The 21,485-nt window shown below is 37.9% G+C and carries 16 protein-coding genes and 1 pseudogene; 12 read left to right on the forward strand and 5 right to left on the reverse strand.

The window, feature by feature from the left end:
- Positions 1 to 7: 7 nt before the first annotated feature.
- The 5 genes from KCTC52924_RS04100 to KCTC52924_RS04120 all read left to right on the forward strand — a co-directional run bounded on the left by KCTC52924_RS04100 (position 8) and on the right by KCTC52924_RS04120 (position 8,330).
- Entirely contained in the window at positions 8 to 1,429 is a 1,422-nt protein-coding gene (locus KCTC52924_RS04100) for a hypothetical protein (protein ID WP_251807051.1), read from the forward strand.
- 33 nt (positions 1,430 to 1,462) lie between these two features.
- The gene (locus tag KCTC52924_RS04105) at positions 1,463 to 4,243 is read left to right on the forward strand and encodes a PAS domain-containing hybrid sensor histidine kinase/response regulator (RefSeq protein ID WP_251807050.1); all 2,781 of its coding nucleotides are present in this window, start codon (positions 1,463 to 1,465) and stop codon (positions 4,241 to 4,243) included.
- An 86-nt stretch (positions 4,244 to 4,329) separates the two neighbouring features.
- Positions 4,330 to 5,052 (forward strand): sensor histidine kinase KdpD, encoded by a 723-nt coding sequence (locus KCTC52924_RS04110; protein WP_251807049.1) that lies wholly within the window; start codon positions 4,330 to 4,332, stop codon positions 5,050 to 5,052.
- 3 nt (positions 5,053 to 5,055) lie between these two features.
- Positions 5,056 to 5,694 carry a response regulator transcription factor gene (locus tag KCTC52924_RS04115; RefSeq protein WP_251807047.1) on the forward strand — a complete coding sequence of 213 codons (639 nt, stop codon included), beginning with the start codon at positions 5,056 to 5,058 and terminating at the stop codon, positions 5,692 to 5,694.
- A gap of 410 nt (positions 5,695 to 6,104) precedes the next feature.
- Positions 6,105 to 8,330 carry a c-type cytochrome gene (locus KCTC52924_RS04120; protein WP_251807045.1) on the forward strand — a complete coding sequence of 742 codons (2,226 nt, stop codon included), beginning with the start codon at positions 6,105 to 6,107 and terminating at the stop codon, positions 8,328 to 8,330.
- Between the two features lie 137 nt (positions 8,331 to 8,467).
- Here KCTC52924_RS04120 and KCTC52924_RS04125 read toward each other — a convergent pair whose 3' ends face one another.
- On the reverse strand, positions 8,468 to 9,748 hold the full coding sequence (locus KCTC52924_RS04125) for a hypothetical protein (protein ID WP_251807043.1): 1,281 nt from the start codon (positions 9,746 to 9,748) through the stop codon (positions 8,468 to 8,470).
- Between the two features lie 11 nt (positions 9,749 to 9,759).
- Positions 9,760 to 10,278, reverse strand: coding sequence for a hypothetical protein (locus tag KCTC52924_RS04130; protein WP_251807042.1), 519 nt, complete (start codon positions 10,276 to 10,278; stop codon positions 9,760 to 9,762).
- Positions 10,279 to 11,274: 996 nt separating this feature from the next.
- Between KCTC52924_RS04130 and KCTC52924_RS04135 the strand changes: the two genes are divergently transcribed.
- The 4 genes from KCTC52924_RS04135 (at position 11,275) to KCTC52924_RS04150 (ending at position 17,061) form a co-directional block, all read left to right on the forward strand.
- Positions 11,275 to 12,456: a sialidase family protein gene (locus KCTC52924_RS04135; RefSeq protein WP_251807041.1), complete on the forward strand. Its 1,182-nt coding sequence runs from the start codon at positions 11,275 to 11,277 to the stop codon at positions 12,454 to 12,456.
- 189 nt (positions 12,457 to 12,645) lie between these two features.
- The gene (locus KCTC52924_RS04140; protein WP_251807039.1) at positions 12,646 to 14,610 is read left to right on the forward strand and encodes a VCBS repeat-containing protein; all 1,965 of its coding nucleotides are present in this window, start codon (positions 12,646 to 12,648) and stop codon (positions 14,608 to 14,610) included.
- A 140-nt stretch (positions 14,611 to 14,750) separates the two neighbouring features.
- A complete protein-coding gene (locus tag KCTC52924_RS04145; RefSeq protein WP_251807038.1) occupies positions 14,751 to 16,109 on the forward strand; it encodes a DUF3748 domain-containing protein in 1,359 nt (452 codons plus the stop codon).
- Between the two features lie 4 nt (positions 16,110 to 16,113).
- Positions 16,114 to 17,061 carry a dihydrodipicolinate synthase family protein gene (locus KCTC52924_RS04150; RefSeq protein ID WP_251807037.1) on the forward strand — a complete coding sequence of 316 codons (948 nt, stop codon included), beginning with the start codon at positions 16,114 to 16,116 and terminating at the stop codon, positions 17,059 to 17,061.
- A gap of 185 nt (positions 17,062 to 17,246) precedes the next feature.
- Here KCTC52924_RS04150 and KCTC52924_RS04155 read toward each other — a convergent pair whose 3' ends face one another.
- Complete coding sequence (locus KCTC52924_RS04155) at positions 17,247 to 17,477, reverse strand: hypothetical protein (RefSeq protein WP_251807035.1); 231 nt, start codon at positions 17,475 to 17,477, stop codon at positions 17,247 to 17,249.
- Positions 17,478 to 17,747: 270 nt separating this feature from the next.
- On the opposite strand from KCTC52924_RS04155, the pseudogene tnpA reads away from it, so the two are divergent.
- The 3 genes and pseudogenes from tnpA (at position 17,748) to KCTC52924_RS04170 (ending at position 19,496) form a co-directional block, all read left to right on the forward strand.
- Positions 17,748 to 18,213: pseudogene (gene tnpA, locus KCTC52924_RS04160) on the forward strand (IS200/IS605 family transposase).
- A 107-nt stretch (positions 18,214 to 18,320) separates the two neighbouring features.
- Positions 18,321 to 19,310, forward strand: a complete 990-nt coding sequence (locus KCTC52924_RS04165) for a sugar phosphate isomerase/epimerase (protein WP_251807033.1) — start codon at positions 18,321 to 18,323, stop codon at positions 19,308 to 19,310.
- A gap of 24 nt (positions 19,311 to 19,334) precedes the next feature.
- Positions 19,335 to 19,496 (forward strand): transposase, encoded by a 162-nt coding sequence (locus tag KCTC52924_RS04170; RefSeq protein WP_251807032.1) that lies wholly within the window; start codon positions 19,335 to 19,337, stop codon positions 19,494 to 19,496.
- A 261-nt stretch (positions 19,497 to 19,757) separates the two neighbouring features.
- On the opposite strand, the gene KCTC52924_RS04175 is transcribed toward KCTC52924_RS04170, so the two are convergent.
- Complete coding sequence (locus KCTC52924_RS04175; RefSeq protein WP_251807031.1) at positions 19,758 to 20,276, reverse strand: DUF2141 domain-containing protein; 519 nt, start codon at positions 20,274 to 20,276, stop codon at positions 19,758 to 19,760.
- Positions 20,277 to 20,726: 450 nt separating this feature from the next.
- Positions 20,727 to 21,326: a DUF6134 family protein gene (locus tag KCTC52924_RS04180; RefSeq protein ID WP_251807030.1), complete on the reverse strand. Its 600-nt coding sequence runs from the start codon at positions 21,324 to 21,326 to the stop codon at positions 20,727 to 20,729.
- Positions 21,327 to 21,485 lie beyond the last annotated feature (159 nt).

The raw sequence follows: 21,485 nt of genomic DNA on the forward strand, positions 1-21,485 counted from the left end.
GGGAAATATGGGACCTTATACAAGATATATTTTAGGAGTAATTATGCTACTTGTAACATTAGCGACGGCCATAGCACAGGATGTTAGAATAGTGGTTCCAGCCAGCAATATTGTCAATAAAACTGAATTTTCCATTGATCGCGTCGTAATGCATACTGGAAACAATAACAAGTGGGAGAATTGGTCCCCGACAGTCAAGTCGCTAGAAAGTGTGTTTAAACACAAAACTGTTACTAGCGCTATGCTTCCCACTTCAGTATTGCAATGGCAACTTCAAACTATTGGAGGGGCATCCCCTTTAGACCATAATGACGACAGAATACCCGGCTTCCAATCTTTTTCTACAAGCGATAAAACATGGTTTGAACCCAAAAACAAAGGATCCAAGTATACGGGTGGAAATATTGTTTTCAAGTTTATAATCCCTGCTACAGCTTTTGCGAACAACACCTTTCAACCAGGGGAATATTCACTAACTATCACCCACAATTATGCGAATTATTTCTCTCCCAACTCTTTCGAAGTGATTATTGTTATTCCCCAAACATCTTCTCCCATTAATTGGATGTCAAACACCCCAACTAAATATCACGAAATTTCCTCTTTAGCTGTCTATCGTAACGGATTGGTCAAAACTTTTGATGCTATAGGCCCAGCGGAAATTTCGAATACAGTAAACTTTAACCTTTGGGCCAAGTCTAATGCTTCAACCATTCAATTTACATCTTCGAAAGGCGTAAGTACACCACTAGCAATTTCTCTAATAAAATTAAGTAGCTCGCAGCCAAAAATCGCAACGGCAGCTCTATCTGACAGTTGGAATAACCGTACGCTTAACAATCCTTTTGGCGTAGTAACAGGGAACAAACACAATTTCGACCTTCAATTTTCTATTTCAGACACCGATTTTAAAACTCATTTTTTTGAAGCAGGGAACTATATATTTCAATTAAATTTAGACGCAAAAAGTACGGACAATCATTTTTCTGATCTTCATAATACTGATGTTACCTTTAAAGTTTCACCTCTTTCTGAAATAAGCATTGATCTTTCAAAACTAACGGTAACCTTTGATTTCAATACTTCTGTGCATTACCAACAAGGGCAATCAAAAGTAATCTCAAATCAACTCAAGCTATCGAATAACGAAAATTATGAGTTATACGTGAAATCCGATGCACCCTTCTTTAACAAGTCTGGCGTTCAATCCGATATACCATCAAGTATTTTACAGGTGGGCGTAGTTGGCGGTTTACCAGTTGTGGCTCTGTCCACCAACTCTCAAGAGATTATAAATACCAGCCCTGCTGTTCTCGATAGAAATTTGGATATAAAATATTCCATATCTCCCAATGCTGCCCAGTCTTTGATAGGAAAGGAAAAAGGCACCTATTCTATAAATGTAATTTACAGTTTTACGGCCCTTTAAGGCGATGTATGTACCCTTTATTAAATTTAGAAAATGTCAACAGATACTCCTAATAATAGTCCCACGAAAAATCGACCCATCAGTAGGCTAAACGCCCTTAACGAACGTTACTCCGATGTTTTTGATTACCTGATTTTTGCGGTTTCAGAAATGATTGGCGCACCCTTATGTACCATCACCTTCTTTGAGGGAAATGAAGTTTTTGTGGTTGCCACTAATGACGCTTCCATCGAAAAAATATGGCCGTTGACTGCTGCTCTTAAACTCAATATAGAAAGGAAAGACAACCTATTAAATTTATCACCTCATCCCGCAGATAAATTTGAGGTGAAGTTTTATAAGTGTCTCCCTATTTTAGATGTCAACGGATTAATCTTGGGCAGTTTAAATATTATTGATGATAAAGAAAGAGATTTAACGGAATTTGAGAATAACTTCCTGGAAAAATCCATAAAGCAGATATGCAGATGGGTTATTAGTAAGGAAAAGGAATACCTTTTAGCGAAGCATGATAATTTATTTGAGCTCTCTAATGACTTAATCGGAATTGTCACCTTTGAAGGCTGCTTTATAAAACTAAATCCTTCATTTTCCAAAACTTTGGGATGGTCCAATAAAGAATTATTAGCATCTCCATTTACACAGTTTATTCTTAAAGATGACGTAAAAAAAACTGTTAGGGTAATGCAGAACCTTATGAAAGGCCAATCGGTTATTAATTTCACCAATCGCTACAAAACCAAAGATGGAGGGATTAAATGGATAGAATGGACTAGTACCCCTGACATGGTCACAAAACTTATTTTCACCATTGGTCGTGATGTTACGGAGTTTGTGAAAAAAGAGCAATTGCTCATGAAAAGTGAAGCAAAATTCCGCAATTTGTTCGACAATGTAGAAGGTATTTTAAGTATTTCTGATTTGAAAGGCAATTTTATAGACGTAAATCCAGCTGGCTTGGCAGCTGCGGGATATACAAGGGAAGAAATGAAGCAGACCTCTCTTTTTGATATAGTGGCTCCTGAAACCTATAACGAAATTAAAGAGTATATAGCTGCCGTAGAGAAATACGGCCATGCTTCAGGGGAAATGAATATTATTAAAAAATCGGGAGAAAAGGCCATTTGGTATTTTATGAGTACTCTTGATGAAGATTCTGAAGGAAATAATCGAGTTTTAACAAATGTCATAGATATCACGGAGCGAAATAAATTGAACGAAGAACTTACGCAGGCCAAGGAGGAAGCCGAAGAAGCTTTAAAAATAAAGTCGCAATTTATAGCGCATATGAGTCACGAACTCCGCACTCCCCTAAATGGGATTATTGGTTTTACAGAGCTTGCCCTGGCCACCGAACTAGATGAGACGCAGAAGCAATATTTAGAGATCATTAACCAATCAGGAGCTACATTGTACAGTATCATTAACAATATCCTCGATTTTTCCAAAATTGAAAGCAATAAAATGAAATTGGAAATAGACAAGGTAGAAGTGGAAGAGGTAATCTCAGAAGCCTTCAATATTGTTTCCTTCGGTATGAATAAAAAAGGTTTGGAAATGTTGATAGACATAGACCATAACATTCCACAATATATCTGGGCAGATGCTATGCGACTAAAACAGATCTTTGTAAATCTTTTGGGCAACGCCTTAAAATTTACCGATAAGGGAGAAATTAAATTGTATGCATCAATTTTAGAGGATTACGGCAACGGCAGAATGTGTTTGCGTTTTGGCGTTAGTGATACGGGTATTGGGATTCACAAGGACAAACAGGATGAGATATTCAATGCATTTTGGCAAGAGGACAGCAGTATCACCAAAAAATTTGGGGGAACCGGACTGGGATTGTCAATTACCAATAAACTTTTAGCCTTAGGAAGCAGTAAGTTACTGCTAGAAAGCGAACAAGGAAAAGGGAGTAATTTCTACTTTGATTATGAGTGTAAAGTAGAGAATGAAGAAATTGGAAACAACCTTGAGGACATTAAAAAAGTACTGATTGTTGATGACAATGAGAACAACCGAAAAATCCTAAGACGGATGCTGGAAATCAAAAACATTGAAGTGGAGGAAGCCGATAGCGGCCTAAAAGCTTTGTTGATAATGATGGATCATCCTGAATTTGATGTGATTATTATGGATTATCATATGCCAGTAATGGATGGCATTGAAACCATACGAAAAATTAAGGGACTGTCAGAATCTTCACAAACCAATGAACAACCTTTTATAATACTTTACAGCTCTTCTGATGACAACCAGCTTCAAATCGCCTGCGATGAATTGGAAATTGAAAGCAGGCTCGTAAAACCAATCCGGATGAAACAGATGTACCAGATGTTATCTGGGCTTAAAAATCTTGTGGCAGGGAAAATAAAAATTCCAGAAAAAGAAGTAATATCGGCGCCCCCTTCTCTTGATCTAAAAATTTTAGTAGCGGACGATAATGAGATAAATATGCAATTAACAAAGTTATTTTTACGAAAACTTATCCCTAATGCCATTGTTATTGAAGCAGTAGATGGAGAAGAAGCAGTAGAAAAATATATTCAAGATAAACCAGACATCGTTTTTATGGATGTACAAATGCCTAAAATGAACGGTTTAGAGGCTACACGACAAATAAGAGCTTCTGAAGCGCAGATAGAAGTACCCATTATTGCGCTTACCTCTGGTAGCATGCCTGGAGAAAAAGAAAGGTGCATTCAAGCCGGAATGACCGATTTTCTTTCCAAACCGCTTTTAATGCAAACTTTGAGTAATATGCTTATTAAATGGTTAGGAGTCACCAAGACTGATATCAGTAATTAAGCCCGACATCATTTTTCCTCCAAATGTATTGGAACAAGGCTGAAAGCAATTGAAAAAATTAGGTATAATAAATAATGATGACGGATATGAAAAATCTCACTACAGAAATTGAACGATTACAAGAAGAGAACAACCTTAAGAAAGATTGGATTTCATTGATTACCCACGACCATAAGGAAGCTTTTGGTAGTCTGTTATGGATCATCGAAGCCCTTGAAAGTGGCGTAATGAGTAAGGATGATTTTTTTAAACTGCTGCCGCGAATAAAGCAAGATGCCCAAAAAAATCTTCAAACCATTACCGACACTAGTGAATGGATAAAAACTCAAATGAATGGCTTTGAACCTAAAAAGTCAAAAATTTTTGTTTTAGATCTGTTTATCCAACTTCGGAAAGAATTTGAGGAAAAACTAGGGGATAAGAATATAGATTTGCAATTTAAAGGAGATGAAAGTCTGGTTCTTCACAATGATGAATTACTGCTTTTATTCATTTTAAAAAAGCTTATTGACAATGCTATTAAGTATTCACAGCCCAATGAAGCGGTCCAATTTGAAGCAGTTGAAGTGAATAATACAATTATTTTATCTATAACTGATCATGGTTTAGGAATGACCGAAGAGACCCGTGAGTCGCTCTTTACATTTCAAAGTCCAGTTTTTCAAGGGACTAAAGGCGAAATTGGCGCGGGATTGAGCTTGAAAATTGCAAAAAATTTCGTATCCTTGCTCCATGGAAAAATTGAGGTTGTTCTTACGGAAAATGTAGGAACTAAAATCGCTGTTTTCCTGCCCCGAATTGAAAAATAAAATATGATGCATACTGACGCTCGCATATTAGTTGCGGATGATCATGAAATTGTGCGCATGGGATTGGTGCTGATTTTAAAACAGCTAAACCCGCTCGCTATTATATCTGAGGTTGAGGATTACAAATCCCTATCCTCCCGCATCACTGAGGAAAATTTTGACCTTGTTATCCTAGACGTAAACATGCCAAATGGCACTTTACAACAGGCAATGGACCTTATTAAAATAAGACAACCCAAAATAAAAATTCTTATTTTTTCTGCTCAAGACGAAAGTATCTATGCCCTGCGCTACCTGAAAATGGGGGCTGATGGTTTCTTGCAAAAGTTTTCTTCTAAAGAAAAAATAGATGAGGCTCTTTCTGCCATGCTACAAAAAGGCCGCTATTTAAGTGAGGACATGAAAGAACTTATGTTTTCCAACACGCTAAACAAACAGGACGACTCGTCCTCTATAGAAGCGTTGTCTAATCGGGAATTAGAGGTGGCAAATAAATTAATTGAAGGGCTTACATTAAAAGAGCTCTCCAACCAGTTAAATCTCCACGTTTCAACGGTAAGCACCTATAAAAATAGAATATTTGAAAAGCTAAATATTCAGTCAGTTCCAGAACTTATTGCCGTCATGAGGGTTTATAGTTAAAAAAAAAGAATAATACCCTATCTCTTGCTTAAAACGCTCCTTTCCCCCTATTAGAAATTACCCCAAATTTGATATTTAGCAATATCACCGATATTAAAGTTGCCTTTCCTAAACGGATCTATTCGCAACAGCTTTAGCAATAATAGCACAAATGCATCCGCAGAATACTTCACTGCTAAAATAAAAGCATTTAGAGCTTGATTCCTTAATTCATTGTAGTTGCGGGAAAAGTAGAACTCCTCCTCTTTAGATCGACAACCCTTTTATTCAACTACAACAATTCCACATAATTCGATAAGCACCTAATTCTCAAAGAGTATCAAAAAACAAGGCAATTAATTCGCAAGCATTGGAAACTGAATCGGAATTAAAAGTTAAATTTGATTCAACCAAAATACCTAAATAGTAATATGTTGAATACAAGCGGATTAAAAGCAATCTTGCTTCTTTTGGTCATTGCAAGTTGTGGCCAAAAGGAATACAAGGATAAAATTTATGTAAAACCAGAAATTATAAGGGAAGCTCCATCTGATTTTCTTTCTCCTGAAGAAAGTCTAAAAACATTCTATCTGCCCGAAGGATACAAGATAGAATTGGTGGCTAGTGAACCCATGATTAATGAACCTGTAGCTATAGCCTGGGATGGCGATGGCAAGATGTATGTGGCGGAAATGAGCACCTATATGCAAAATGTAGATGCCATTGGCGAAGACGAACCTATTAGTCAGATAAAACTTCTGGTAGATTTGGATGGGGATGGAAAAATGGACAGGAGCACCGTGTTTATCGATAGCCTATTACTGCCTAGGATGATTTTACCCTTGGATGACCGACTTATAGTGAATGAAACTTATTCCTATGATCTATGGAGCTATAGGGATACGAATAACGACGGTGTAGCCGATGAAAAAATTAGGGTTTATGAAAATCCAAAACGAAGGGGTGGTAACCTTGAGCACCAACAAAGTGGCTTAATCTGGAATTTAGACAATTGGGTTTATACAACCTATAACCCATTGCGTTTCAGATTTAATAAGGATGGGATACAAGTAGATTCCTTAATAGATGGATCCAGTGGACAGTGGGGGTTAACCCAAGACGATTTAGGCAATATGTATTATTCCTCTGCAGGCGGAGAAACTGCGGCATACGGTTTTCAAGTTCCGGCAATTTACGGACAAGTGGACCTAGAAGGACAAATTTCAGAAGGTTTCATGGAACCATGGCCCATTGTTGGCACCCCCGATGTACAGGGTGGTGCAGAATTAAGATTGAAAGAGGATGGCACCCTAAATAAATTTACAGGGGTTGCCGGACAAGAAATTTTTAGAGGCGATAAATTACCCCCATCTACTTATGGCGATCTATTTATTCCGGAACCAGTAGGTAGGTTGATCCGTAGGGCAAAGATTAAAAATGAGAACGGAAAAAAAGTGTTGTACAATGCCTACGACGAGGCCGAGTTTTTAGCTTCCACAGATTTAAACTTTAGACCAGTACAGGCCCAAACAGGACCAGATGGGAGTCTTTATATTGTGGATATGTACCGAGGGATAATCCAAGAGGGCAACTGGACACGGGAAGGGAGTCACTTAAGACCCGTTATTCTTCGCAAAGGTCTGGACAAGAACATTGGAAGAGGTCGGATATATCGTATTATCCATGAAGAGATTAAACCAGATGGGAAACCCCATCTCTTGGATAAATCCGCAAAGGAGTTAGTAGATTATTTGGGACATCCCAACGGATGGTATAGGAATACAGCCCAAAAACTGATCATATTAAAAGGAGATATGGGGGTTGTGCCCAAATTGAAGGAAATAGCAAGGAATAATGAATCTTTTTGGACTAAAAACTTTGGAGATAAGGACTATCCGCGTGAAAGGGTGCATGCACTATGGACTTTGGAAGGACTAGGTGTGGTAGATAAGTCCCTTATTCTTGAAAAGTTAAACGATGCCGACCCTAGAGTCCGTATTACAGCTATAAGGCTAAGTGAGGAATTTTTGAAGAAGGACGATATTGACATAATGCAGGCCTTAACCAAATTGCAATCAGATACTAACATAGATGTCGTAAATCAATTAGCATTGAGTATCCGTTATTCCAACAGTACTGAAGGCTCCGATCTCTTAGGTTCTATCTCAGAACAATACGGGGATAATGAGCTGGTAGCTGCTTCTGTGGCATTAGGCTTAAAAGCAAAAGATTCAGATTTATCAAAATTGAAGCATAGGCTGGCCAATAAAAACAATGGTCATAAATGGAGGGCTTTGGACGGCTATGACATTTATAAACAGAGCTGTGTAACCTGCCATGGCTCAGATCTAAAAGGGGTCCCCAATGGAGAAAATTCCCTGATTGCACCTTCCTTAATTGGTTCGCCACGAGTTATGGGCGATAAGGAAGTGCTAGTGAAAATTCTTTTAAATGGACTCACAGGACCTGTAGACGGAAAGGATTATGGGATTATGCTCCCTATGGGCTCTAATGATGATGATTGGATTGGCAATGTGGCCACTTATATTCGTTCCATGAACGATACTACCATGGTCCATGAAGATGAAGTTAGGGATATCCGCGCCAAAAACCCCGACAAAAGCAATTCCTGGACGTTGAAAGAATTATTGAAATAGCAGATGGCTTTTTTGCATTCTTTAAAAATAAAATCATTCCCAAAAGCTCATTAAACCAAAACCCGGCCGTAGCGAAAAAGCGCATTCGGTCGGGCAAATAGGTGTATACCATCAACTGTCAGTGAGAGGTGCCTTGCTTACTCCACTGGTGTTTTGATCACAACTATAGAAGTGGCCTTTGCCCACCAGTTCGACTCAAGCGTAACGGGCGTACCATTTTTCCAATAAACGGCCTTCGAATTATCAACTCCGGCTACATACACATCACCATTATCCACTGTTATAGCGTTTGCTTCTGCGGTATAACGTCCATCAGTAAGGACTACTGGCGTATCATTTTTCCAATATTTAGCGTAGTTTTTATTATTGCTATAGTCTTTTGCCGATACATATACATCACCGTTATCTACTGCTATACCAGTGGGCAGTGCATTTTCACCAAGCGTTACGGGCGTACCATTTTTCCAGTATTTGGCACTGCTATACGGAATCGAATATCCGTAATCAGCAAATGCATGTCCGGCCACATAAACATCGCCATTATCCACTGTTACAGCAGTTGCTATGCTATTTTGATCTCCATTAGTAAGCGTGATACGGGTACTATTTTTCCAGTGTTTGGCAATATAGTTCGGATGTGTATATCCACTCCCGATTACATGAGCATCACCACCATCCACGACTATACCGTTTGCTCTACCACCCTCTGCAAGCTTTACGGGCGTACCATTTTTCCAGTATGTAGCAACATTGTTTGAAAGATTCTTTTGTTCTCCAGATACATATACATCCCCATTATCTACTGCTATAGACCGTCCATATGCCATTGGGTATTCACTGGAAGTAGTCATCGTGACCCGAGTACCGTTTTTCCAGTATACGGCAAGGCTGCCTGTACCGTCATTGTCAGTTCCCGCTACGTAAACATCTCCATTATCCACGACTATAGAATGGGCTATTGCATTTTGACTTCCATCGCTCAATGTTACGGGCGTACCATTTTTCCAGTATTTGGCAACAGTCTTACTGCCGACTTGGTCATATCCAGCTACATAAACATCCGTCTGGTATTGTAGTTCTTTGACAACAATAGTGCTATTTTCACTATCTGTGTAGCCTTCTTTTTTAGCTACAGCGGTATAAGTGGCGGCTTCTTCAAAAGTGTGCGTAGTGCCGCTTATCTTATTGTCATTGATATAGATATCGGCATCTATGGCTTCGGCATCGGCAGTAACTTCAAAGGTAATTTCTTTGCCTATGGTAGTTTCCGTGGATGAAGCTATGATTACCAATTGTGATTTTTCCTTCGTATCGGGTTCTTTGTCCTGACCGTCCTCTTTAGAGCAGGAAAATAGTAGCATCAAGCTACATAGAACTATGCCAGGGTATTTATTTCGTATAAAATTGTTCATTTTCATGACTATAGGTATTAAAGTTCTTTATTAATGGAAATATCAAATTTCCCCTTGCTTATGGTTGCCTTATTCCCTCCTTCCGAATAAAGTGTACCTGAAAAGGTGCCTTGAACACGTTTTTCACTGAGGGCAGTAATCGTAAAGCTGCAGTCCCCCTCTTCTCCTGTTTCCGCATCTTTATAATAAGTAGACCTGTACTTCTCTTTGAGGATATCATCATGAGATTGTTGTCTTAAGGTAATCGTTCCATCGTACGTTCCCGGCACCTCAATAGGATCCGCTGAATACATCAGGAGCGTTAGTAACATGCCGTTTCCCAGATTAGAAAGGCCGACGGACAATTTACGTTCAAACAAGGACATCCCTGTATTAAAAGTTGCTTTAAACTCAATCTTCTGCCCGTCGTCCAGCGTAATGATAGCCGAGCCAATGTTTCCTTTATCTTTTGTGTCAGTTTTATTCTTCTTGTTACAGGCACCAAGAAACATTAGTCCAGCGATTGCCAACATAATTAGTTTATTTAATCTTCTCATCTTTCGTATAATTTACATCTTTACAATTTGGACCCTACGCTTCTCAGCCTCGCCTTCTTCTGTCTTATTTGTTGCCGTTGAATACGATTGTCCCAGCCCCATGGTCTAGTAACGGCCTTCCTCAATATTGAATTTTCCAACGAGGTAGGTTTTAACAGCCGCAGCACGATCTTTAGACAGTTGCATGTTTCTTGATAATTGTTGTTATCATGATTTTGGGGTATGTTTTGGGCTTAAATTGACCTTTAATTTTTAGTATATAAACCAAAGGTATCATGTTAGGATATTACATAACAGAGACAATGAGTAAATGGCAGCTTTGACTTAGAATTCGGTTTTCTGCTCTAAACTAAATTCTAAGTCAAAGTCGCTAAATTCTAAAAGAATGGAAAAAGAGTCGGAGGTTCCACAAGGGAATCACTTATCCGTGAAGGCGTTTTTGATGCGGTGTTCAATACTAAATGAACTCTAAGAAGTACTCGGTATTTTATAAAAATGCGGTTTCATTACTTTTTCAATAAATTGATGCTAGGTTGAAAACACATGAACAAAATTTTTAAAATACTATACAATATCGCAGCCAACGCTATTTAACCATCCACTTTCAGGAATATTAGGTATAAAAAATCGGTAAGATAGTATAAGTTATTGGCAAAATCTGACAATAAAAGAACGACATTTCCTCATATGTTTGTTCTTTATCTCAGTAAATTTAAATAGATGTACAAACAAAATAAAATACTATTAGTTACAAGTGGAAATTTACGTTTAGATGCCAATCGTATTCAAGTTGTTTACGCAGACTCAAATGAGAACGCCATTAATTCAGCTATGATTAAAGCGTTCGCGCTTAATTCCCTGTAAATTAAACCTCTATAGATAAAAAATTAACTGAAATTATTAACCGGGAACCATAGAGAAAATAATATTACAGAATCAGTTGTAGTATGTAAAAGCGAGATTCCCTAAAATTGATCCTTTTAAAAACTAACTAAAATGAAAAGAATTACAATTATATTATTTAGCCTTTTGTCCTATTATTGTTTGAATTCACAAAAATTAGACGATTCAAAAGTTCCTGGGGTTAAAGTAGCCTATAGTCCAGCTTCGTCAGGAAAATATATTGGCTCACCAAGTTTAGCAATTCTTCCAAATGGGGATTATGTGGCTTCACATGATTATTTTGGACCCGAATCAAATGAACATGTGAGAGCAACTTCAAAAATTTACACCTCTAAAAATAGCGGTAAATCCTGGCGCGAAATAGCTACGATAGATGGGGCATTTTGGTCCAAATTGTTTGTGAAGCAAGACAAACTTTGGTTTTTAGGCACAGATAGACATCATGGGAATACCCTGATGAGATTATCTGAAGATGGTGGTAGGTCTTGGACAAGTCCTACTGATGGTTCAAATGGCCTACTATTAGAAGGAGAGTATCACTGCGCGCCTATGCCGATACTTGAATATAACGGTCGAATTTGGCGCGCCATGGAAAGTGCTATGGGACCCATAAAAAAGTGGGGGAAAAGATATGGTGCCTTTATGCTATCTGCGCCTGTAGACGCCGATTTATTGGATGCTAACAGCTGGACAAGCAGTAATACTTTATATCATGACGCCTCTTACCTCGATGGAAACTTTGGAGGTTGGATTGAAGGTAACGCAGTAGTAAATAAGGACGGTCAAATGTTGAATATCCTAAGAGTGGATGATCGTTCTACATTAGACGAAAAAGCAGCATTTGTTAAAATTAGCGCTGATGGGAAAAACGCTTCTTTTAATCCCAATTCTGGTTTTATGAGTTTCCCTGGAGGAAGCAAAAAGTTTACTATCAGATATGATGAAGCGTCTGGACTGTATTGGACCATAGCAAATGTAATTCCAGAAGGGATTAAAAAAGATCATAAAGGTAAAAATCCTGCCTTTATCAGAAATACACAGGCTCTATTTTCTTCACCAGACCTAGTACAATGGGATCAAAGAAAAGTACTTCTACAACATCAAGATGTATTAAAACATGGTTTTCAATATGTTGATTGGATGGTAGATGGGAAAGATATCATATTCCTGTCAAGGACAGCATACGACGATGGTATTGGTGGAGCTAGGAATAATCATGATGCAAATTTTCTAACGTTTCACCGTATAAAGAAATTCAGAAAATTGCTTAAGTAAGAATTTAATGGTCTTTATAAGGGCTATGGTATGAATTTTAATTTTTCAAAGCGTGCCTAAGGCGATTGATGGATTATTCTTAATAGATTAATTAAGAATGCACAAGTTAATTCATAGAACTGATTGAAAACCAAAAATAATTAGAGCTCACTTAAGGAGTTCCTTTACAAATACTTAAACCCAAACAGCATGAAACATCTTGTTATAGTTAGCGCATTTCTAAGCTTATCCACTTTATTCTCATGTTCCAATGCTAAAACGTCGAAAGTAAAGAGCGACTCAGAGTCAAAAGATTTTGAAATTGTGAAGTATAACAATCCAAATACTACTTCTTATTTAGGTGTTGGTCTTTGGGCTTGGCCATTACCTATGGATTTTGACGGTGATGGAGATATGGATCTGTTAGTTTCGTGTCCAGACAAGCCATTCAATGGGCTGTATTATTTTGAGAATACATCAGGAGATGATTTTCCCGATTTTGCACCGCCGGTTCGCTTAGGGGATGCAATTAAAAATGTTCAGGTTTCTCATACAGCACAGGGCGTTCGAGTTAATGTTCCCGGTGCTGAATTATCAGATTTTAAAAATAATTTGGGGACTATCGTGGAAGAATTATATGATGCCGATGAACTGAAAGAAGGCCTTACCAAAGTTAGATTCAATCAATGGAAGAGGGTTGATTATGATGGTGATGGCGATCTTGATATAGCTGTAGGTATTGATGATTGGTCGGATTATGGATGGGACAATGCATTTAATGATGCGGGAAAATGGGTTAATGGTCCGTTACATGGCTATGTTTTTTTGCTTGAAAATGTAAATGGGAAATTTGAAAATCGAGGTAAAATTAAAGCTGGAGGAAAAACTCTCGATGTTTATGGGGCACCTTCCCCAAACTTCGCTGATTTTGATGGCGATGGCGATTTGGATTTAATCTGTGGTGAATTTTTAGATCGTCTCACCTATTTTGAAAATGTAGGTACCCGAGAAAACCCAGAGTATAAGGAAGGAGTTTTTCTTTATAATACTAAAGGATTAATTAAAATGGACCTTGAAATGATTATCCCAATTGCTGTAGATTGGGATAAAGATGGCCATGTTGACTTAGTAGTGGGTGATGAAGATGGAAGGGTTGCACTAATTAGAAATACAGGAACTTTAATAGACAATGTGCCACAGTTTGAATCTCCAAGATATTTCCGACAACAATCTGACAATCTTAAGTTCGGTGCCTTAGCTACCCCAGTGAGTGTTGATTGGGACAATGACGGAGATGAAGATATTATTACTGGTAATTCAGCAGGATATTTTGCTTTTATTGAAAACCTTGGCGGAGGTGAAAACCCAGTATGGGAGGAACCAAAACTTCTTGAAATTGATGGGGAACCTATTCGCATTCAGGCAGGTGAAAATGGTTCTATTCAAGGTCCTGCCGAAGCAAAGTGGGGTTATACGACACTTTCTGTAGCAGACTGGGACGGGGATGGTATTAAGGATATAATTTTCAATTCTATTTGGGGGAAAATTGAATGGATTAGAAATACAGGCTCTGGCTTAGAACCCCCTAAACCTATTAAAGTGGAGCGAGTAAACGTACTTACAACTTCTCCTAGCTGGAATTGGTGGGAATCAGAGCCAGATGAATTGGTTACCCAGTGGAGAACTAGCCCTTATGCTATAGATTGGGATAAAGATGGTGTCACGGATTTGGTTATGTTAGATCATGAAGGCTATCTGTCATTTTTTAAAGGGGTAAATACAAATGGCGAGCAGGCAATTCTCCCTGGCAAAAGAATTTTCTACGGGGATAAAGCTTCGGAATATACCAATAAGGACAAAGCAGTAAACGAGGTAGGAGGTCCATTACGATTGAATAATGCTGATGCTGGAGGGAGTGGAAGAAGAAAAATCAGTTTTGTGGATTGGGATAACGATGGTGATTTAGATCTGCTTGTAAATAGTGTGAATGTTACTCTATTTGAGAATATAAGTCAAGAAGCTGATAAAATTATCTTCCGCTATAAAGGCCCCCTATCTGAAAAAATATTAGCCGGGCATACCACTAGTCCAACCTATGTTGATTGGGATAAAGACGGCGTCTGGGAAATTTTAGTAGGTGCTGAGGACGGACATTTTTATCATTTTAAAAGATAATCAATATTTAATAGATGTCTATATCCAGCCAAATATCGAATCGTAGAAACTACCCTTTGTACTCAATAGTCTTTTGCAAAATCAGTCTATTGTTCCTCTTATTTTGCGCTACAGTGACTTGTAAACAAACAAACTCAAAAATGAATAGTAATAGCACATATATTGATTTAGAAAATTTACAAGAAGTTCAGCTTACCAACAATCCCGCGGGGCACTTTTTAAATCAGAGGCAGGCTTTTTCACCTCATGATAAATTCCTTGTTTTTGACAATAGAAATGATGATTCTAAAATTGGCGAGAATGCTTATATTCAGTTGGTTGACGTTGACTCTAAGGTGATTACAACCATCTATGAACTACAAAATCAAACTGTAGTTGGACCAGGTTCTGGAGCAGTTAGTTTTCATCCTTTCAAGAACGAGGTACTCTTTATACATGGATTGATGAATGCTTCCAAAGAGCATCCTTATGGAATTACAAGAAGGTTTGCCATGCAGGTTGATATGGATAATTCAAATACGGCTGACCCCCTGGAGGCACGGGACGTGAAAGCACCTTTTACGAAAGGAGCATTGCGCGGAGGCACTCACGCGTATTCATACAGCTCAGATGGTCAGTTTGTTAGCTTTACCTACAATGATGAAATTTTAGAAAATGAATCAAACAACAATCCTAATGTAAGTGACTTGCGAACCGTAGGAGCTCTTCTTCTAGGCGAAAAATTGACTATCACTGGAGAAAAAAACAAGGAAAACTTCGATGGGAATAGTTTTGCCATTTTACTAGCGGAAGTAAAAGCAAACCCTCAATTTGGATCAGATGAAATCAGTAAAGCTTACGAAGAATGTTGGGTTGGAGATAGTGGTTATGTGAAGACCAATGGAGGTAATCAAAAACGAGCCCTAGCATTTTTAGGGGATGTAGTTTCAGAATCTGGGCAAAAAGTGACAGAGGTGTTCATCGCCGATATTCCTGAGGATATTTCAAACCTTAAAAACTCGGTGAATACAGGAAGCAAAACAACATTGCCTTCTATTCCTACAGGTGTAAAACAACGAAGACTAACTTTCACTACTGAAAATAAGCACCCAGGTGTTTCAGGTCCAAGGCAATGGCTAAGAAGCTCCCCAGATGGGAGCTCCCTATATTTTTATCAAACAGATAATAATGAAATAGTGCAGCTCTATTCAGTGTCTCCAAACGGAGGGAAAATTAAAGCAATTACCAATAATAACTTTTCTCCAGATACTTCTTTCGCCTTAAGTGCAGATGGAAAATACCTTGCCTACGGTTCCCAAGAAGCACTTTATGTGACTGCAGTTGAAAATGGAGAAACAACACTTGTATTGCCTGCTTCAGTTAATAAAGGCACTCACCTTAGTAATATTAACTGGTCTAATTCTGGCTATACCATCGCATATAACAGGAAGGTAGATTACAATGGAGAAACCTTTTACCAAATTTTTACCTTAAATCTTACAAAAACTTTAAATCAATAAAAAAATGTCTATAACAATTAGAAACAATACGCCCTTAAGAGGTATAGTACCTCCTATGGTGACTCCACTAAATAGTGACGGATCACTAGATGTAAATAGTACGAAGAAACTAATTGAGCATCTAATTTCTGGTGGTGTTCATGGTATTTTTATTCTCGGTACTACAGGAGAATTTTCAGGATTAAGTTATCGAACCCGTAAGGAGATGATCATTAATACTTGTGATATAGTAGCTGGGAGAATTCCAGTTTTAGTTGGGATTACGGATGTTTCTTTAGAAGAAAGCGTTGAGTTGGCCGACTATTCCTATAAAGCGGGTGCCTATGCAGTAGTGGTGGCCCCTCCATTTTATATGAATATTGACCAGCAGGAGATGTATTCCTATTTCAACCAATTAGCAGACTCCATATCACTGCCCATGTTTCTGTACAACATGCCCTCTCATACCAAACTTACTATTGAATTGGATACTGTTGTTAGACTTTCTTCACACCAACGCATCATAGGGCTTAAAGACAGCTCTGCACATGCAGTATACTTTCAGTCGCTATGCCATGCTTTCAACGATCAGGAAGAGTTTGCACTTATGGTCGGTCCAGAGGAAATGATGGCTGAAACTGTTTTGATGAGAGGTTATGGCGGAGTTTGTGGAGGTGCAAATTTATTTCCTCAACTATATGTAGCCCTTTATGAAGCGGCAGTAAATAGGGATTTTGATACTATAAAAGAGCTCCAAGCAATAGTAATGGAAATCAGCAAAGGCATCTATCAACTGGGTGGCTATAAATCTAGTTATATGAAAGGGTTAAAAACTGCACTTTCTTTTATGGGACTTGCCCAAGCACAGTTTGCTCCTCCCCTATACCCATTTTCTGCCTTGGAAGTAGAAGAATTGAAAAAGATTTATAATCAAATTACGGCCAAACTCACTATTCTTGAAGTGCAGCAATAATTACTACTTTTTCCTTTATAGATTGACAGCCATTTGTATAAATATTAAAATACTCGCTGCGCTAAGTCCTCGCTGCGCTAAGTCTCCCGACTTAGTGCCGACTTAGTGCCGAGAATGCTGAAATAAAAGCCTCTAGGGCCTAGTTCAGAGGGGTCAGGAATATAGAATTCTTCCTATTTAAGCTCTCAAATATATTTGCCTAAATCTATAATCCCACAACTTATTAACTTGATCCTGTTCAGGTCAAGGAAAATAACGTGGGGTGGGGGATGTTGGATTAGAATGTTGAGATTTCTCATCAACTCCAAACCATTGTTTGAAAGCGTTAGGTCAGAAGGGAAAGATACTTCCTTGAGCGCATCTATAAAGAAATCGCGGTCATCAGCAGCACCATCAGTAAGAAAGGTACTTTTCATTTGTGTCTATAATTTATTTTTAAATCGCAAGAATTATGAAAATTGGTTTGTATCACTTTTAAAAAATTTGTTTTTAGAAATAATTCGTACTTTAGGACGAACCATAATCTCAAAATTGAATGAAAATTGGTCATATATGGATACAGAAATCTTCTCACTTTTATTAAAGAAAGGAGATAAGGTTGTATTTGAGACCTTATTCCGCCTTTATTCTAGAGGAGTAAATACCCCGAGGCTTCCCTCGCACGAAAAAAAGCAGTAATCTTGAGCGTGAGCTCAAGCACCCATATACATAAGAGCCACAACGTTTCGTTGTTACTCTATTATTTGATTTGTTCGACCAAATACCGCCGAATGGTACTAGGTCTTAAAGTTGAAAGGATTCTGTGTCAGACGTGTCTAGATATTCAGTACAGGTATGAAATCCATTTTTTGGAGATAGGTACGGACAAGGATCATGTTCATTTTTTGATACAGAGTGTTCCTACGTACAGTCCGACAAAAATAGCGAGGACGGTAAAGAGCCTTACTGCCCGTGAGATATTCTTTCATGCCCCAGGAGTAAAAAGGGCATTATGGAGAGGTTCTTTTTGAAGCGGTGGATTTTAAATCAACTCAGTCAGTCGCCATGGTAATGAAAAGACTATTGTGGAGTATGTGAAGAACCAAAGAAAGGAAAAGGAGTATGAAGTCTTACATAAGGATGGGTCAAATGAGATTGTTTTTTAAAATATAATAATGCCCCGTGAGCTTGCCTCGGGGATTATTTACTTGTCTATGGGGAGAACTATACATAGCTCAAACCAAAGAAATTATAATTACTAATATTTAATAATCACAATTATGTCTGACAAAGTAAAACGGAATCAGTCAACTTTCGCAAGAAGAGATTGGTTAAAAAATGCAGCACTTTTTGGTGCCGCCGCAGTGACCTCTCCATCCCTAATGGCTGGGACCGATCCAGTCGGAAACCCATTGATAAATCATTCAATGTTAGCAAATAAAAATGCAATTAGACTTATTGTATCGACTTATTCTTATTGGCATTTTGGTTCAAAAAAATACCCTATTGAAAAGGTAATTGAGAAGGCTGCTGAAATTGGATTTGATGGAGTAGAGATACTTCAAAGACAAATGGAAAGTGTAGATATACCTTATATGAACAAACTTAAAAGGCTGGCGTTCGATAATGGTTTGGCCTTACCGTTCTTATCCATTCACCAAAACTTTATAGAACCGGATGAGCGGAAAAGAGTTTTCCAAATTGACCATACCTTAGCTTGTATTAGACAAGCCGTACAAATGGGTATACCGGCCATTCGTTTGAACACTGGGAGTTGGCCTGGTAAGAGACCTGATAACTATTATCAAACAGGAAAAATGAACCCTCTTCCTGGCTATACAGATCGTGACGCTTTTAATTGGGTCGTAGATGCAATGGGTGAATGTTTGAAACATGCAGAAAGGGAGGGCATTATTTTATGTATTGAAAACCATTGGGGACTTTCTTCTAACATTGATTTACTATTGGAAATATACAATGCATTAAAGTCATCTCCTTCAATGGGTCTAAATGTTGATACTGGGAATTATGTCGGAGAGCCTTATACTGATTTCAGAAGATTAGTGAAACATGCCAATATTGTACAAGCCAAGACCTATTATGGAGGGGGGCATTATTATGATAAGGAACTGGATTATGATCGCCTAGCTAAAATAATGCGTGAAGAGAATTTTACAGGATATGTTTCATTGGAGATGGAGGGTAAAGAAAATGCAGATACCGCAGTTCCAAAGAGTTATAAAATGTTAAGAAAATCACTTTCCATTTAGTTTTAGCAATAAAGCAGATTGACAATGTCGATCCATTATAAAAATATACTGAATTACTTTGACAACAGAAGCACCAACGCCTCGGCAGAATCATTCAATGCCAAGATAAAAGCCTTTAGGGCACAGTTCAGGGGCGTCAGGAACGTAGAATTCTTCTTATATAGGCTGACAACTATTTTTGCTTAATCCTTAAACCCACAACTTTCTGACTTGATCCAAGATTTGGCGCTAACTTTCTGTAGCTAACATAAAAGAATAGAGCCTGTAAATAATTACAGGCTCTATTTAATTTAATTATTCTATTTCAATTTTATCAATTTCTTTCATGAGCCTATCGGTTTCAGAAAGAGCAAGAGCAAGAGCAAGAGCAAGAAAATACCACTAATGAAATTTTTCTTTTCGTCCTGTTGAATTATTCCCAATAATAGGATTAATTAATTTTAAATTTTAGTAGTTGAGAGATATAGACATTTGCAAATCTCCTCCATCATATGAAAATACAGCATCCGAAAAAGAAGGGGCGCTCATTGTGACCTCTGCACCACTGGAAAAACCATAACCTTCTTTCGGTATCCCAAAAAAATTAGTGTCAAGTTTACCATTGTAGTTTTCATCATGGATTACGGCAATGGCATATTTTCCTGGTTTAATATCCGAAAACTCAAAACTCGCATCTTTTCCACTTATTTGTGATATCATGACCTTGGATGCGAATTTCAGGAATTTATCGGGGAAGCCTTCCCCGGATTCAAAAACTGCACAGGCGATAACCCCGGTACTGTTACTTATATTTTGGATTTTTATATTAACGGAGGGGCATTCTGACTGAGCAAACCCATCTGAAGGTAACCATATCAAGCTCAAAACCACCCAAAAAATCACCTGTGAAAATTTTCGAGAAATCCCAGTCGTGTCACACTGCTGGGTATTTTGAGAAGAATGCGTAAAAAGCGGATTATTCAACATTTTACCATATAGTTTACAAACATATTAATTTAAGCATATTTGCATTAAAATCCAAGTCGGAAAGAAATAATTGCCACTCTATTTAATCTGAAATGTTCTTTTTCCGATTTATATCCTTGTTTGGAACATTTAACTTTCTTTTTTAAATCAAATAGTTAGGTGTCTAGGTAATGCAATAAAGTTGGTTAGTCTATCTTCACCAAAACCAATAATTTGATCATTTGGGATGAAAAAGGTATAAAATAAGTCGGAAAAGTGGAAAATGTAGACGTTCCCATCATAAAAGAACCGGTTTTTTTAAGGACGGTATAGGAATTTGCTATGTCCGTTAACGGAGTTCAGAAGTTCTTCAAAGATGGAAAGTAAGGCTCGTTCTCGGTGAGAGTCATATCCTGAATTTTTTTATTTACTACAGATGGCATTTTTCTTAAGTGACTATTTCTAAAATTTTCAGATGCGCTTGGAAAACACTTTGCCCACAGGAGTATTTGCTACTACACTAACCAATTTCCCTGCTTCGTAAGAATAGTGGGTATCATTATTGTCTGGTGTAATCAATTGATATTTTCCAACACTAACTCGTTTCAATTGTAGCATTTCCGCATACATGTTGGAGAAGACCTGTGTTACTCCTATAGGTTCTTTAAAATAAAGGTCGACTACACAAAATGTGATGCGTTGATTTTTGATTTTATCCTTTACACCATTTAACTCGCGTTTATAACGCCTGAATCCAGTCTTTGTAACTGTAGCAATGACGTCACTGGATTTACGACTGGCATTTCGATAAGCTGTCCCTTCAATTAGAATACCGTTTTTCTGAGTCGTACTGACCTCTGATTCCATATGAATAGGAATAAAAAGGAAGGAAGTGTTTGTCTCGATGGTCAATACCTTGAGAGATTTCGATTTGGACTTTGTTTCCAGCGCATGCAACACACCTATTTTTTTGTCCTTGAACATCACGTCAAAAAGAATTTTATTCTTTTGGGCAAATGTGAAGGTCCACACCAATAGAAAAGTCGCAAGAAGGCAGTAATTTTTTTTCATGATAATTATCGTTCCCTAATGGGAAACAGTGTCAGCGTTCCCGTATTAATTGTTATGTTCACAAGTTATAAACCAGCCTTTGGTATGTCTGGCGACACATCGGGCCGTAGGTTTGCATTCTTACTGATGCAAGGTTACTTCCCCATAATGTTGGTGAAG

This window comes from Arenibacter antarcticus (genome assembly GCF_041320605.1).
GTDB classification, from domain to species: Bacteria; Bacteroidota; Bacteroidia; order Flavobacteriales; family Flavobacteriaceae; genus Arenibacter; species Arenibacter antarcticus.